The sequence below is a fragment of the Moorena sp. SIO3E8 genome (genome assembly GCF_010692445.1).
GTDB classification, from domain to species: Bacteria; Cyanobacteriota; Cyanobacteriia; order Cyanobacteriales; family Coleofasciculaceae; genus Moorena; species Moorena bouillonii.
Genome location: NZ_JAAHHM010000037.1, coordinates 33,250 through 48,052, shown reverse-complemented (window position 1 = coordinate 48,052; position 14,803 = coordinate 33,250). Strand labels below are relative to the sequence as shown.

10 protein-coding genes and 1 pseudogene are annotated in these 14,803 nt (G+C 43.5%); 8 read left to right on the top strand and 3 right to left on the bottom strand.

Translation table 11 applies throughout. The features are described from left to right. Positions 1 to 247: 247 nt before the first annotated feature. Positions 248 to 1,393, bottom strand: coding sequence for a GTP-binding protein (locus F6K46_RS17595; protein WP_293058084.1), 1,146 nt, complete (start codon positions 1,391 to 1,393; stop codon positions 248 to 250). Positions 1,394 to 1,681: 288 nt separating this feature from the next. Between F6K46_RS17595 and F6K46_RS17590 the strand changes: the two are divergent. Together F6K46_RS17590 and cysS are read left to right on the top strand one after the other, a co-directional pair. Continuing rightward, positions 1,682 to 2,928: pseudogene (locus F6K46_RS17590) on the top strand (transposase). Between the two features lie 97 nt (positions 2,929 to 3,025). Beyond that, positions 3,026 to 4,501, top strand: coding sequence for a cysteine--tRNA ligase (cysS, locus tag F6K46_RS17585; protein WP_293058081.1), 1,476 nt, complete (start codon positions 3,026 to 3,028; stop codon positions 4,499 to 4,501). A gap of 327 nt (positions 4,502 to 4,828) precedes the next feature. On the opposite strand, the gene F6K46_RS17580 is transcribed toward cysS, so the two are convergent. Continuing rightward, the gene (locus tag F6K46_RS17580; protein ID WP_293058078.1) at positions 4,829 to 5,707 is read right to left on the bottom strand and encodes a sulfotransferase domain-containing protein; all 879 of its coding nucleotides are present in this window, start codon (positions 5,705 to 5,707) and stop codon (positions 4,829 to 4,831) included. A 218-nt stretch (positions 5,708 to 5,925) separates the two neighbouring features. Between F6K46_RS17580 and F6K46_RS17575 the strand changes: the two genes are divergently transcribed. The 6 genes from F6K46_RS17575 (at position 5,926) to F6K46_RS17550 (ending at position 12,797) form a co-directional block, all read left to right on the top strand. Then, the gene (locus F6K46_RS17575; protein WP_293058071.1) at positions 5,926 to 6,078 is read left to right on the top strand and encodes a hypothetical protein; all 153 of its coding nucleotides are present in this window, start codon (positions 5,926 to 5,928) and stop codon (positions 6,076 to 6,078) included. Further along, the gene (locus F6K46_RS17570) at positions 6,068 to 6,889 is read left to right on the top strand and encodes a pentapeptide repeat-containing protein (RefSeq protein ID WP_293058066.1); all 822 of its coding nucleotides are present in this window, start codon (positions 6,068 to 6,070) and stop codon (positions 6,887 to 6,889) included. Before F6K46_RS17575 ends, F6K46_RS17570 begins: the two co-directional genes overlap by 11 nt. 540 nt (positions 6,890 to 7,429) lie before the next feature. Then, the gene (locus F6K46_RS17565; RefSeq protein WP_075896264.1) at positions 7,430 to 7,678 is read left to right on the top strand and encodes a DUF4212 domain-containing protein; all 249 of its coding nucleotides are present in this window, start codon (positions 7,430 to 7,432) and stop codon (positions 7,676 to 7,678) included. A gap of 296 nt (positions 7,679 to 7,974) precedes the next feature. Further along, positions 7,975 to 9,666: a sodium:solute symporter family protein gene (locus F6K46_RS17560; RefSeq protein ID WP_293058060.1), complete on the top strand. Its 1,692-nt coding sequence runs from the start codon at positions 7,975 to 7,977 to the stop codon at positions 9,664 to 9,666. A 103-nt stretch (positions 9,667 to 9,769) separates the two neighbouring features. Then, entirely contained in the window at positions 9,770 to 10,876 is a 1,107-nt protein-coding gene (locus tag F6K46_RS17555) for an AI-2E family transporter (RefSeq protein WP_293058057.1), read from the top strand. 217 nt (positions 10,877 to 11,093) lie between these two features. Then, complete coding sequence (locus F6K46_RS17550; protein ID WP_293058054.1) at positions 11,094 to 12,797, top strand: mechanosensitive ion channel domain-containing protein; 1,704 nt, start codon at positions 11,094 to 11,096, stop codon at positions 12,795 to 12,797. A gap of 294 nt (positions 12,798 to 13,091) precedes the next feature. Here the strand turns inward: F6K46_RS17550 and F6K46_RS17545 are convergent, their stop codons facing one another. Then, positions 13,092 to 14,786, bottom strand: coding sequence for a nucleoside recognition domain-containing protein (locus F6K46_RS17545; protein WP_293058051.1), 1,695 nt, complete (start codon positions 14,784 to 14,786; stop codon positions 13,092 to 13,094). Between the last annotated feature and the right edge of the window lie 17 nt (positions 14,787 to 14,803).

The following is a 14,803-nucleotide window of genomic DNA, read 5'->3' as shown; positions in this document are numbered from 1 at the left end:
TTAAACCAACTAACCTTCAACCTTCAACCAACTAACCTTCAACCTTCAACCAACTAACCTTCAACCTTCAACCAACTAACCTTCAACCTTAAACCAACTAACCTTCAACCTTCAACCAACTAACCTTCAACCTTCAACAAACTAACCTTCAACCTTCAACCAACTAACCTTCAACCTTCAACAAACTAACCTTCAACCTTCAACCAACTAACCTTCAACCTTCAACAAACTAACCTTCAACCATTACTTACCAAATCCCCGTCCCTGTATTGGTAGACTCTGAAGATATACACTGGTTTAATTCCTCACGTAATGTATCATGATCTAAATCTTGTCCAATCAGCACTAATTGATTTTTTGGTTCACCTTTCCACTCATCATCTTCAATAGAGAAACGCTTACCACTGAGGTGGAAGATGTGACGGTGAGGACTTTGATCAAACCAGAGAATTCCCTTAGCGCGGAACACATTAGAGGGTAACTTATTGTCTAGGAAATCCTGAAACTTCCGAAGCCCTAGGGGCTTGTCAGTCTCGAAAGAAAGGGAAGTGAATCCGTCAATTTCTAGGTGATCGGAGTGATAGTGATGAGCGTGATCATGGTCATGATGGTGATGATGGTCATGATCATGGTCATGGTGATCATGGTGGTGATGGTCATGATCATGGTGGTGATCATGGTCATGATCATGATCATGGTGGTGATGATCATGATCTGATGTTTTGCTGTCGAAATACTTATCAGACTCAAAGAGACCAACACTGAGAATTAAAGGAATTGGCACTTGGGCTTTAGTAGTTCTCAAAATCCTAGCATCAGTTTTCATATCTCTGATCCGGGTTTCCAATTGGTCTACATTGGCTTCATCTACCAAGTCAGTCTTGTTGATGATAATAATATCCCCATAAGCAATCTGACTACTTGCCGCGTCACTATTAAATAGATCGAGACTAAAGTTTTCTGAATCTACCATAGTGACAATAGAATCGAGACGAGTCATATCTCGCAATTCTGTGCCCAAAAAGCTTAGCGCCACTGGTAAGGGGTCAGCTAATCCGGTGGTTTCCACCACTAAATAATCCAGCTTGTCTGGATGCTCCAATACCTTGTAAACTGCTTCAATTAAATCATCATTAATGGTGCAGCAGATACAGCCATTATTCAGGGCGATCATATTATCATCAGTATTGATAATCAGCTCATTATCAATACCAATTTCACCAAACTCATTAACAAGGACCGCTGTTTTGACGCCTTCTTGATTACTTAAGATATGGTTAAGGAGGGTGGTTTTGCCGCTACCCAGGAAACCGGTAATAATGGTAACGGGTAAGCCTTGTTTCGGAGCTTCCATCCCTTGACCAGATGGGGAATCAGTCGGTAAAGTTTGCATAAGGCAACTTGTGAAAACAGTTGAGAATCAAGATATACCAAGATATCGTATTTTATCTAAAACAGCAATTCATCTCCCGCTAACCCTACGGGTATAACGGGAGACGGGGCTTATAAAGTGCGGACGCAGGTGACCCACACAGCCCCTCATGAATTGCTAGGTGCGCTTTCCGTTCGCCAAAGGCGACGCGGGGCGCGTTCGGCGAATTAAATTCGCCACGGGTCGCACCTCCACTTGACATTTTACACAGAATAGATTAAAATGTGAATGTATATTAAAGAGTAAATAATGGTCGAAAAAGCTTACCGTTACCGTTTCTATCCAACCCCTGAACAGGAAACTATGTTGAGGAGAACTCTAGGATGTGTAAGACTTGTTTACAACAAAGCTTTAGATGCTAGGACTTCAGGTTGGTACAAACGCTCCCGACGGATAAGCTACAAGGAAACTTCCTTAATGTTGACAGAATGGAAAAAACAGGATGACTTGTTTTTTTTGAATGACGTTAGTTCGGTTCCTCTTCAGCAAGGATTAAGACATTTACAAACCGCTTTTACTAATTTTTTTGCCGGTCGAGCTAAGTATCCTAACTTCAAGAAAAAACGTAATGGTGGGAGTGCAGAATTTACTAAGTCAGCATTCAAATGGAAAGATGGTCAAGTCTATCTTGCCAAATGCAAAGAACCTTTAGCGATTCGTTGGAGTCGTCAGTTACCTGCAAACTGCACTCCAAGTATTGTTACAGTTAGCTTAGACCCATCTGATCGGTGGCAGATATCAATTAGGTTTGATGACCATAGAGATTTGAGCTTACCGACCACAGACAAACAAGTTGGCTTGGACTTAGGAGTTACCAGCCTGATCACAACAAGCGACGGAGATAAAATTGCTAATCCCAAACATTTTAAAAAGCTCAAGAAAAAGCTAGCTAAATACCAAAAAGCTTTGTCACGAAAACAAAAAGGTTCTAACAATCGTTACAAAGCCAGGTTAAAGGTGGCCAGGGTGCATGCACAAATCAAAGACGCTAGACGAGATTTTACCCACAAGCTAACTACTCAACTGGTCAGAGAAAACCAATTGATTGCGTTTGAAGATTTAGCTGTGAAAAATCTGGTCAAAAATCACAAACTAGCTCAAGTTATCAGTGAGGCCAACTGGGCGGAAATAATTCGTCAGATTAAGTACAAGTCTCAATGGTATAATAGAGAAGCCATTGCCATTGATAAGTGGTTTCCTAGTAGCAAACTGTGTTCTGTGTGCCTAAATCGTTTTGAGTCTTTACCTTTGAATATTCGGGAATGGGATTGCCCATCCTGCAATGCTCACCACGTTCGCGTAGCGTAGCCCTTCGGGCTAATCGTGATATCAATGCATCAATTAACATTTTGGCGGCAGGACTTGCCGTGTCAGTCTGCGGAGCGACCGTAAGACCCGTTCGCGTAGCGTCGCCTACGGCGAAAGAGAGTAAATCTCGGAAGGCTGGTGCGAAAAACTCCCCCAAGGGGAGAAGGAAACAGAAACCTAAGTCGTGAGTCTTAGGAATCCCTAGTTATAATCTATGATTTAACCAGGGAGGATGTCAAAAGTATATCTATAGCCCACTGTTGGTGATTTTACCTTTTCTTTGTCATGACCCTACACCTTTACAATACCTTAACCCGCCGCAAGGAATCCTTTGAGCCATTGGAAACTGGTAAAGTCCGGATGTACTGCTGCGGCATTACGGCGTATGACTTTTGCCACTTGGGTCATGCTAGAACTTGTATTGTCTGGGATACTGCTCGTCGCTACTTACAATGGCGGGGCTATGATGTGAATTATGTCCAAAATTTTACAGATATTGATGATAAAATCCTGAACCGAGCGCGAAAGGAAGGCACCTCTATGGAGGCAGTGTCTGAACGCTTCATTGATGCCTATTTTGAAGATATGGCAAGGCTGAATGTCCAAGAGGCTAATGCTTACCCCCGCGCGACTCATAGCTTAGATGGAATCAAGCGACTGGTGTGTGAGTTGGAACAAAAGGGCTATGCTTACGAAGCGGATGGGGATGTGTACTATTCAGTGCGTCGGTTTGATGACTACGGCAAACTGTCTGGGCGCAAGTTAGAGGATTTGCAAGCAGGAGCCAGTGGACGGGTAGATGTAGCAGACTCCACTGAGCCTAAGAAGAAAGACCCGTTTGATTTTGCGGTTTGGAAAAGCGCTAAGCCAGAGGAACCCTCCTGGGAATCCCCTTGGGGAGCAGGTCGTCCAGGTTGGCATATTGAATGCTCGGCGATGGTGCGAGATATGCTAGGGGAAACCATTGATATTCATACTGGTGGCTCTGACTTAGTTTTCCCCCACCACGAAAATGAAATTGCTCAATCGGAAGCCGTAACTGGTAAAAGCCTAGCCCGTTATTGGTTACACAATGGCATGGTCAAGGTGGATGGAGAGAAAATGTCTAAGTCTCTAGGCAACTTTACTACTATCCGAGACTTACTCGACCGTCCCGTTGACCCGATGGCAGTGCGGCTATTTGTGTTAATGGCGCAATACCGTAAGCCAGTAGATTTTACTGATGATGCGATCGCATCTGCTACCAATGGCTGGCAAACTCTCAAAGAGGGCTTGCTGTTTGGCCATAACTATGGTATACAATTAGGATGGGATAATCAATCCTCCACACCCACACCCTCTAACTCCTTGCAGGTAAAAGAAACTATAGCGCAACAGTTCCAAGAAGCCGTAGATGACGACTTAAACTTTGCTGGAGGCTTAGCGGTATTGTTTGAAGTGGCCAAAGGGTTACGCCGGGAAGGCAATATCCTCGTACATCAGGGTAAAACAGAGACTCCTGCTTCAGAATTAGAGCAGCAATGGCGTAGTCTCGTGGAATTAGCCCAGGTATTAGGGTTAGAAGCACAACCATCCGCAGAAACTGAAGTTTCTACGGATGGATTGAGTGATGGGGAAATAGAGGCACTGATTCAGCAGCGAGCTGAAGCACGGAAAACCAAGAACTTTGAATTAAGCGATCGCATTCGCGATGACTTGCAAGCTCAAGGGATTACGTTGATTGATCAGGGTGGTGGCGTTACCACATGGCATCGCAATTAAGGCTGAATTGTGAAAACTGCAGCTGAATTGTGAAGGTGTCGGCTGAATTGTGAAGACTACGGGCTGAATTGTGAAAGTAACAACTTGTTCGCCCTTGGTGCTTGGTGTAGGGAAGGTTAAAAGTTGAAGGTTAAAGGTTGAAGGTTAAAGGTTAAAGGTTGAAGGTTAAAGGTTGAAGGTTGACTGTCAACCAGACTTAGCACTCAAACTCAGCACTCACAATTGATGGAGATGTTCACAAAGCTAAGCTGGCAAACTACTATAGGAATCCTAAATCAATGGTGACAATTTTTGATGCCATATTCCCTACTCCCTACTCCCTACTCCCTACTCCCTACTCCCTTCAAATTCAAATTCCAGACCAAATTGTGCCATTCTGGATTGATATAGAGCATCAAAACTACTAGTCTCTTCTGAAGAAAAGTGGTTTTTCCAATCGCCTACAATTCCTTTGCGCATATGTTTGGGGATACCTTCTCGCTGAGGAACCCAATCCAGATTAGCTTTGGGATTGATTGCCATTGCCGAAAAGTCACTAGCAGCAACCACAGTATCTAATAAATCGGACGTTAAAGGAATATCGATAAAGCTAGCAACATTGGTAACGACTTGAGCTAAATTCTTTTTCATGTCTTCGTACTTGACAAACATGACATTATCTGAATGTTGGCTCGCTTTCCACCAGTCAAATACATGATCGAATATTGAGCCATAGGCGACCTTACCTTCACGATATAGTTGAATAAATTCCCTCCAACTCCCCTCGTATCCCATTTTGCTCAATGCATGATAATAATAGGAGACAGCATTATCCTTAGGATTGCGAGCAACATAAATATACTTTGCTTTAGTTTCCCCAAACATTGGCATCAAAGACAAGGGTAAATGAGTGTGAAAGTAACGGCGATCGCCAGGAGTTTTGATAAGATTCTCTAAACCTCCATAACGAGTTGCTGCACCTTCTAACCAAGGCACTGCTTCACTCAATACTTTGTCCCCCTGCTCTCCATTATTAGCGAGCAAGTGAACAATCTGCTCCATCCACGTTGTCCCAGATTTAGGATAGGCGACAACAAAGGTATCCCGATCCCCCACTCTAAAGTCTTTAAGGGCATCCATTTCCTTCTGGGTAATGAAGGCAGGAAAGACAATTAAACCTTCTGGATTCTTACCGTCTTTAACCAGTGCTTGCTTATAGTCTGCCATGGATTATACAAAAACAACAACAGGACTGACGCAAAGCCCCCTAAATCACCCAATTCTGGGGGACTTTAACATCATTCCCCCCAAACTTGGGGGGTTAGGGGGGCAAAACTAACTCAACTTCGTAAGTCCTAAACTATAGTCAATAGTCGGCCTTTTCAGCAGCAAAAATCAAGGTTTAAAGCAAGTTTGATAAAACAGAGATAGCAAAAACTACGGCGTTGCTGAATCAAGCAATGAATCGGAGTAGAGTGGGCATCCTGCCCGCCCGACCAGATCTCGAACGGGCAAGATGCCCATTCTACAAAACCCTTAAAATCATTCCATTATTCAGCAACGCCAAAACTACCATAGCTCACATCAATGAAACTTAGACAATCGTTTATCTTGGGAATTTCCTTGGGATTGGTTGCCCTTTTGGGAATTACTTGGCTGATTATGAATCGAGACAATCCTCTCGACCAGTTACGGGAAACAAAAAATTGTCAAAACTGTAATTTAGCAGGGCTAGAACTTTCCAGAGAGGATTTAAAAGGAGCGAATCTGGAAAAGGCTAATTTAGAAGGGGCTAACTTAGCGGGAGCTAATCTAGAAAAGGCTAATTTGGTAGGGGTCAACTTAGAGGGGGCTAACCTCGAAAACGCCAACCTGAAAAAAGCTAACCTTAGTGGGGCTAATCTCCGTAGAGCTAACCTGAAAAAAGCTGACCTTATTTGGAGCAATCTAACAGAAGCTAACTTAGAACAAGCTAATCTCCAAGAAGCAAACTTATCAAATATTTTCGCCAAAGCAATTAAGCTCGAAAGAGCTAACCTCAGGGAAGCTAATTTATCAAAAGCCAATATGGTAGGGATTAATCTCAGTGGAGTTAACCTAGAGAAAGCGAATCTCCAAGAAGCAAAACTGGCTGAGCTGAATACAAGTGCTTCATTGCCATTCGATCACTATTTAATAAGTGCCAATCTCAGGGGGGCTAACTTGATGGGAGCCAATCTTGAACGGGCTGACTTGAGGGGAATTGACTTCTCCGATGCCAACCTCTCCGACGCTAGCCTCAAGGGAGCAGAACTAGACTATACCTTGGATCTTACTGATTGGGGTTCTCCCAACAGAGTTTATCGTGCCAACCTCAAGGGGGCGAACTTAAGCAATACTATTATGCCTGATGGTAGCACCCATAAATAGGGCTACTCTTATATCAAGTCAGGTTGAATACCCATAATTACAGGGAGGGTGGGGAGATGGGGAGATGGGGAGATGGGGAGATGGGGAGATGGGGAGGTTTAATTTTAGCGATCGCGTTTGGTGAGCAACTTACGATATTTTTTATCAAAACTTAACATAATCTTGCTCTAAGCTTTACGTTTCTTGACGAAATAGTATCCACAATTCTTTTAAGATTCCTTTAAACAACGGGACAAGCGGTCTGGGGCAGTGGTAAATTGCACAGCTGTGATCAGCTGATGCTGGTGCGCATCAAGCAATGCCATAACCTAAAGACACCAGTCAATCCCCAGAATTGTTTAATTTTATTAAGAAAACTCCAAAAAGACGGTTTGTGTTCACCTTTGGTGTAGCCTATCCCTAAGCTCCCGCAAATTTTCTGTATACATTAGCACATTTTGAAATACCGATACGCCATGTTAGGGCAATTATCGGTGGTTGCTCTATATCCAGAAACTAGTCAAACGCAAATAGTACATTTAGTACATTACTAATAAAACTATGAACCAGAACAAGCGTCAGGCATACTGGCGTGCCAACGTCGCATTAATTCGGAATCTCCTAATTGTTTGGGCATTCGTATCCGTTGTATGCAGCATTCTGCTCGTAACATTACTCAACAATGTCAGTGTAGGGAATATTCCCCTAGGCTTCTGGTTTGCACAACAAGGGAGTATTTTTACCTTTGTTGTCCTAATTTTTATCTACGCTATACAGATGGATAAAATTGACCGTAAATACAAAAAGTAATGTTGAATGTTGGCAACTAAATTTGTAAATAAATGGCGTTGCTTAACTAAAGTATACTATCAAGTATAGTTGTTTATAGTTAGCAATTAGCACTTACAATTTAGGAATTGTAATAGGGAAATTCTATAGTATTTTTAAATCAAAAAATACCGTTTTTTAATTACTAACAATCCCTATATGGGGTTTCTCATAGTAATGATGTACATAGGATTTTTTCCCGATTCCCGATTCCCGATTCCCGATTCCCGATTCCCTGCGCGCAGCGCTATAGCAATTATTCAGACAAAGAAATATCTATGACAGTTGAAGCTTGGACCAGTGTATTGGTCATTATTTCCTTTATTCTCTACCTTTACATTGGTTGGCGCTCTCGGGTGCGCGATAGTAAAGGGTTTTTCGTAGCAGATCAAGGTGTTCCCGCTGTTGCTAATGGTGCTGCTACAGCAGCGGATTGGATGTCTGCTGCTTCCTTTATTTCTATGGCAGGGCTAATCTCTTTCTTAGGATATGATGGCTCAATTTACCTGATGGGCTGGACAGGAGGATATGTCCTACTAGCGCTATTGTTAGCCCCTTACCTGCGGAAGTTTGGAAAATATACAGTACCGGACTTTGTAGGAGACCGCTATTACTCGAATGTTGCTCGGTTGGTAGCAGTAATTGCTGCTATTTTTGTCTCCTTAACCTATGTCGCAGGACAGATGCGAGGGGTAGGGATTGTATTTAGCCGCTTTCTGCAAGTGGATATCGTTCAGGGTGTAGTGATTGGCATGGTAATTGTGGCATTTTTTGCCGTCCTGGGGGGGATGAAAGGAATTACCTGGACTCAAGTAACCCAGTATGGCGTGTTGATTGTGGCTTACCTGATTCCAGCGATTGCGATCGCAACTCTACTGACCGACAACCCGATTCCCCAGCTAGGATTCACCTTCAGTGACATTATCCCCAAACTCAATCAAATTCAGGTAGATCTGGGTTTCCAGGAATACACTAAACCCTTTGCCAACAAGTCCATGGTGGATGTCTTATTTATCACCATCGCCTTGATGGTCGGTACTGCTGGACTTCCCCATGTGATTGTACGCTTTTACACCGTACGCAATGCTAGAGCTGCTCGTTATTCCGCTGGCTGGGCGCTATTATTCATTGCCATACTCTACACCACAGCTCCCGCCGTTGCTGCCTTTGCCCGCTATAACCTGATTGATAGCCTCCATAACCATACCATTGAGGAAGTGCGTCAGCTCGACTGGGCAACGAAATGGGAAAATACTGGTTTATTGGCGTTTGACGATAAAAACGGCAATGGCAAGATTGAGCTCAAACCGGACAAAGACACCAATGAAATAAAGATTGACCGAGATATCATCGTACTCTCCACACCAGAGGTAGCCAAACTTGCTCCCTGGGTGATTGCCCTAGTAGCAGCAGGAGGACTAGCCGCCGCTCTATCCACTGCATCAGGATTACTGCTAGTGATTTCTAGCTCAATCGCCCACGATGTCTACTACCGCATCATTAATCCTAGGGCATCGGAGTCCCAACGATTGATGGTAGGTCGAATTATGGTAATTGCTGCCATTGCCATTGCCGGTTACTTTGGTATCAATCCCCCTGGATTTGTAGCCCAAGTGGTAGCCTTTGCCTTTGGCTTAGCCGCTGCCAGCTTTTTCCCAGTGATTCTGCTAGGGGTATTTGATAAGCGAACCAACCGAGAAGGGGCAATTGCTGGCATGGTGGTAGGGTTAATTTTTACCACCGTTTACATCATTGGGGTGAAATTCTATAGTATGACACCCTGGTTTTTCGGTATTTCCCCTGAGGGGATTGGTACCGTAGGGATGGTGCTTAATTTCATCGTGACTGTAGTGGTTTCTCGCCTGACACCCCCACCTCCAGCAGAAATTCAGGAGATGGTGGAAATGTTGCGGACACCCGGTGATGCTCCTCCAGCCCTTCATGATGTGGGTGAAGAGGAGTTGGATTGATCAAGGTTGAAGGTAGGTTGAATACCGTACCTCCAACCTTCAACTAATTCAGCTGTTTTCTCTGTAGACTATTTGCAGGCACTCAACATGCAAATGGAAGTCTATGCTACGCCTTAAAATCTCCTTAGCTAATTTACTGCTGATTGTTGCTACTAGCTTGACAATCGTCCTGCTCTGGCAACTGAGAGCTTTGCTAGTAGTACTGATGATTGCAGTAGTGCTCGCGTCTACTCTAGCACCAATTATTGATAGTGCTGAAAAGTTAAGGATTCCCCGCTGGCTAGCGGTTATTCTGGTTTATTTAGGCTTAATCGCTGGTTTGACAGGGATAGGCTTAGTGATTGGACCAACAGTAGCTGAGCAAATTCAGCGTTTATTTCGGAAACTACCAGCATATTTAGAGGTTTTAACCTCTTTGTTAGATGCTTTAGCGATTCGCCTAGGGATGACTGAACCAGCTCTGAGTCAAATGTTTGATGCTGGGACCGTTACCTCTTGGGTGATTCGTTCCTCTCAGCAGTTAGTAGTGCAGTCCTATGGATTGACAAGGAGTCTTCTGGCTGGAGTGTTTACCGTAATTCTGGCAACACTGCTGTCTGGTTATATGTTAGCTGGGTCTGAACAATTGATTAAAGGGGGGGTAAGTTTGTTTCCCAAACCCTGGGATGAAAAATTGGCAGCCCAAGTCAAGCCAGTCAGCCAACGGATGGGGGGTTACATCCAGGGGCGAGTAGTGGTTTCAGGAATTTTAGGCATGGCGATTACTGTTGGTTTAAAATTTTTGGGACTGTCAGAGTTTGCCTTGGGTTTGGGTGTAATTGCTGGGGTGACCAATTTGATTCCCTTCTTTGGTCCGGTCTTGGGAGCAATTCCAGCATTAATTGTGGCAATTGCTCAAGGGGGATGGACTTTCTCGTGGGTATTGCTACTATTTGTGATTATTCAGAATCTAGAAACCTATATTCTTGACCCCCTACTGGTGGGGTCTTCTGTAAGAGTTCACCCCTTATATCAGTTGTTGGCAGTACTAGGTGGTGCAAAGGTTTTGGGGATTCTTGGTGCTTTGATTGTTCCCCCTTGGGTAGCTGGTGCAGCTCTGGTACTAGAAAATTTGTACTTGAAGCCGAAACTGGAGGCGGAACAAAATGCTGCTACTATCTCGGCAGCTTCTGAACCAGACGGCTCAAATGCTATTTCCCTAAAGGGTTAGTCTGATAACTATACTTTGAGGAATCAGCAATTAGCAATCAGCTATCAGCTATCAGCCAATTACTAATTACCAATTACCAATTAATCTCTTAAGTAATGCTACAGAGGCACTTTAGTTAACACTAAAGTACAGTTAACACTAGGCTTCCCTTTCTTTGGCTTCCTATTAGACGGGGCTAAAGCCTCCTGGCTCTCAACTGCAATATTTTTGGTAGCTGATGAATCCCTTCTTTCGCTGCCGATATTGGCTGACGCAAGTGATCTTGGTAGTAATTGGAGCGATCGCGATCGCTTGCTTGATTGCAGCTGCGCCAATTGTGGCTCAGGACAATCTGAATCGGGTAACTATTTTCCTAGATGGGCGTCCTCTGTTTGAGGTAGCACCGGCTGGTTCATTAACTGCTCAACAACGGGCTGATTACGTCAGTGATACCCTCAAGCATATCATCGAGACAGCACCACCAACCATAGACGTAGGAATCGCTGGGACTGACAATTTACCAGTGATTAAGGTAAATGGTAACCACTTGCTATCGGTAACCACCAATGATACTCTAACCGGAAGAAGTCCCAAGGAACAAGCCCGATTTTGGCAAAGACTGCTACAGAATGCCATGGAACGGGCGTTTATCGAACGTACCGAGGACTATATCCTGCAAGCGGTATTCTTATCCGTTGGATGTGGCTTATGGGGAATCATGTCTAGTTGGGGAGTAGGCTCGCTGTGGGATCACCGGATTAAATGGCTGTTTCACAAAAAGCTAACTAAGTCAACCCATCGACACCGTCGCCAACCTGCCTTACGTGCTGAAATTGCAGGCGGGACTCTCATACTCCTTTTCCGGCTCACTATCCTAGTATTTACCCTGATTTATACTAGTAACCTATTTCCCCAAACTCGCCAGTTGAGCCGCCAAGTTAACGACACATTTGTTCAAAGCTTGACGTGGGAAATCATTTGGGTGGGAGATAAACCCTATTCTGTCTTAGGGTTATTAAGCTTGATTGGGTTATTTGCTGCTCTGATAGTCCTAGCCAAGGTAGTAAAAAAAGTTTTGCGATCGCGGATTCTTCGCCTCACCAATCTCAGCCGCCCTGCGCAGGAGACTATTGCCCTGATTACCCATTATGCCATACTCTTTATCGGTGTTATTGTCCTATTGCAGTTGTGGGGAATCGACTTTAGTTCTCTAGCTGTATTTGTCGGAGTTTTGGGTGTGGGCATTGGCTTGGGAATCCAGGGAATTGCTAAAGAATGTGTCAGCGGTTTGGTACTCATTTTTGAGCGTCCGATCCAAGTAGGGGACTTTGTGAATGTTGGGGAACTGATGGGAACAGTAGAAAATATCGGTATTCGGAGTACAGAAATCCTGACCTTGGATCAAGTCTCAATCATTATCCCCAATTCTCGCTTTCTTGAAGCTGAAGTGGTCAACTGGACTCACAATAATCCAGTATCCCGATTAAAATTACCCGTAGGCGTGGCCTATGGTTCAGATCCAATTAAAGTACGTAGTGCTCTGATTGAGGCAGCTTCTCAACATCCAGAAATCTTAGATCAACCTGCCCCTAATGTATTTTTTACTGGATTTGGAGAAAATGCCCTCAAGTTTGAGTTGTTGGTTTGGATTGAAGACCCTCCCAAGCAGTTCCAAATCAAGAGTGAGCTTTACTTTCTGATTGAAGAAATACTACGTCATTACCATGTTGATATTCCCTTTCCTAAGCTAGATTTGCACGTCCGTTCTGGTAATTTTCCTGTAGAGGTTTCACACCAGTTAATTGAGTCCCTAACTCAGCTATCTCAGGAATTGACTCAGTGGATGGCCAGACAATCCCATGGTACTAGTCACAATGGGACTAGCCACAATGGTACTAGTCACAATAATGTTCAAATCAACAATACTTCAGATAATAATTGATAGTTAAGGGAATAGGGAACTTGATATCAGGCCAAGGACTAATAGTGACAAACAACTTATCGGGTGATTTTCAAGTTCATAACTGATACCAAATCCGGTTTATAAAAGCTTATAAAAGTTAGTCATAAGTTAACCATGGTCAGCTAAATAATCTTTTTTGGGCATTTGACATTCTGATTTTGTATTGAGTATATTACGGATTTGGTATTAATCAGGGTTTAAAGGATTCTTACCGCAGCTCAAGTGGTCTTACCGTAGGTTTTCGTCCCTAAACTAACGATCGCCCATTACTTATTACTTGATTAATAATCCTCCCCAAGCAAGTAATAGAGAAAAAAATATCGCAGCTATCGCCTGTCTACTTAACAGCAATAAGGCAAATCGAAGAGACTGTTCTCGCGTAATAGTTAACAGAGTAACTAAACAAGGTAGCAATACTCCTGCTAGATACACCCCAGTCAAAACCTGCAATGGAGTTAACATAGCCAAGGTTTCTGGTTCGGCAAATAATAGCAGTCCATCTTTGCGAATAGAAGCTAAAACAATAGGCAATGAGGCTTCAGTGGGTAAATTAAACAATCCCATCAAAGGGTTAATAATATTGGCTAAAGCTGCGATCGTTCCTAAGCAATTTAACACAGAAGCAATAACGGTAATAACTAAAAATATGGGAATTGCATTGAACAAAAATTGATTAATAGTTGACTTAGCTTCGCGCCAAATTACTGACGAATGAGGAAATTCTAAAAATGCTCTTCCTTCGATTACTAGGGGATTCTGATTCGATTTAGCTGTAGGGGAAGAAATGATGTAGGTATAGATCAAGGTGGTTGCGGTTAGATACAGCAGGTAAGGAATTATCAAGTAAGGTAACTTAGCAGCACTAAAGACCCCTAAAGTTGCGCCAAACTGATAAGAACAAGCTGAACCAAAAGCGATCGCGGAAATACAAGTTCCCCTAGAACAACTAGAACAGGCACGGGTGCTAATCACGGCAGGAACATTACACCCCATACCCAGAATTACTCGTACTAAATCCCGTCCCGATAACCCAAACGGACGGAGTAAAGGATTGAGAGCAATGGTAATTCGTTCTATTAACCCACTAGCTTTATATGCGCCCAAGAATATGGCATAAAGAATTACTGTGGGCATCGCCCAAATAAACAGCAACGGACTCATAGTTATCAGTCCATACTGACCTATCAGTATTTCTCTTAACCAGATTGGGAGTTGGGATAAAGGCTCAAGAAGGGGAGCGATCGCACTTTGGACTATAGGATCTGCTAAAGTCGCAAAGGAGTTAGCACCCCAGACAGCAATAATCGCAGGAATAAGTAATAAAGCGATCGCCAATAACCAGCCTAGTCGAGGATGTTCTAACAGCGTTGGTTGGGGTTGAATATGCCAGCCAGCCCTTCTAGGAATCCATTGTACGGGAAAAGGATTAGGTTCTTGCAGAGAAGCCAAAATCGAGTTTTTTTGTTCTGTAGTAGTGTGGCGGGCATCTACAGTGACAATGCTCAGGCTAGAAGTTTCCCTCCATTCCCGAACCACTTGTTGAGGAGGACACGGGGTCTGGGGTTGCCCCAGACCCGTGAGATGTCCGTTATGAACCGTCGAGAATACCTTATCCCAGAAAGTAATCACAACAATGCCCCTTTTATCTGCTACTAAAGGTAGTAGATCTGCTAAATCTCGATCTACTTCGGTTGCCTTGACTATCAATAGCACTGTGTCATTTTCTTGTAGCTGTCTTAAAGCTTTCTTAGTAGTTACGCTGTCGGAACGATAGAGAATTCCAGGAGTATCGATAAAGGTATAGGCTTCAGATTGATAAGTGTCACAAGTCACTGTAGAACCGCGAAAATTGGCACTATGGGCAGTCTGTCCTGTAAGAGAAGCAATTAGTTGGGACTTGCCCGTACTCTCTTTCCCAATGACCACAATACAATCGCGCTCTAATTTTGACGGCGTAAAAATATTCACTTTACTTTTTAACTCAA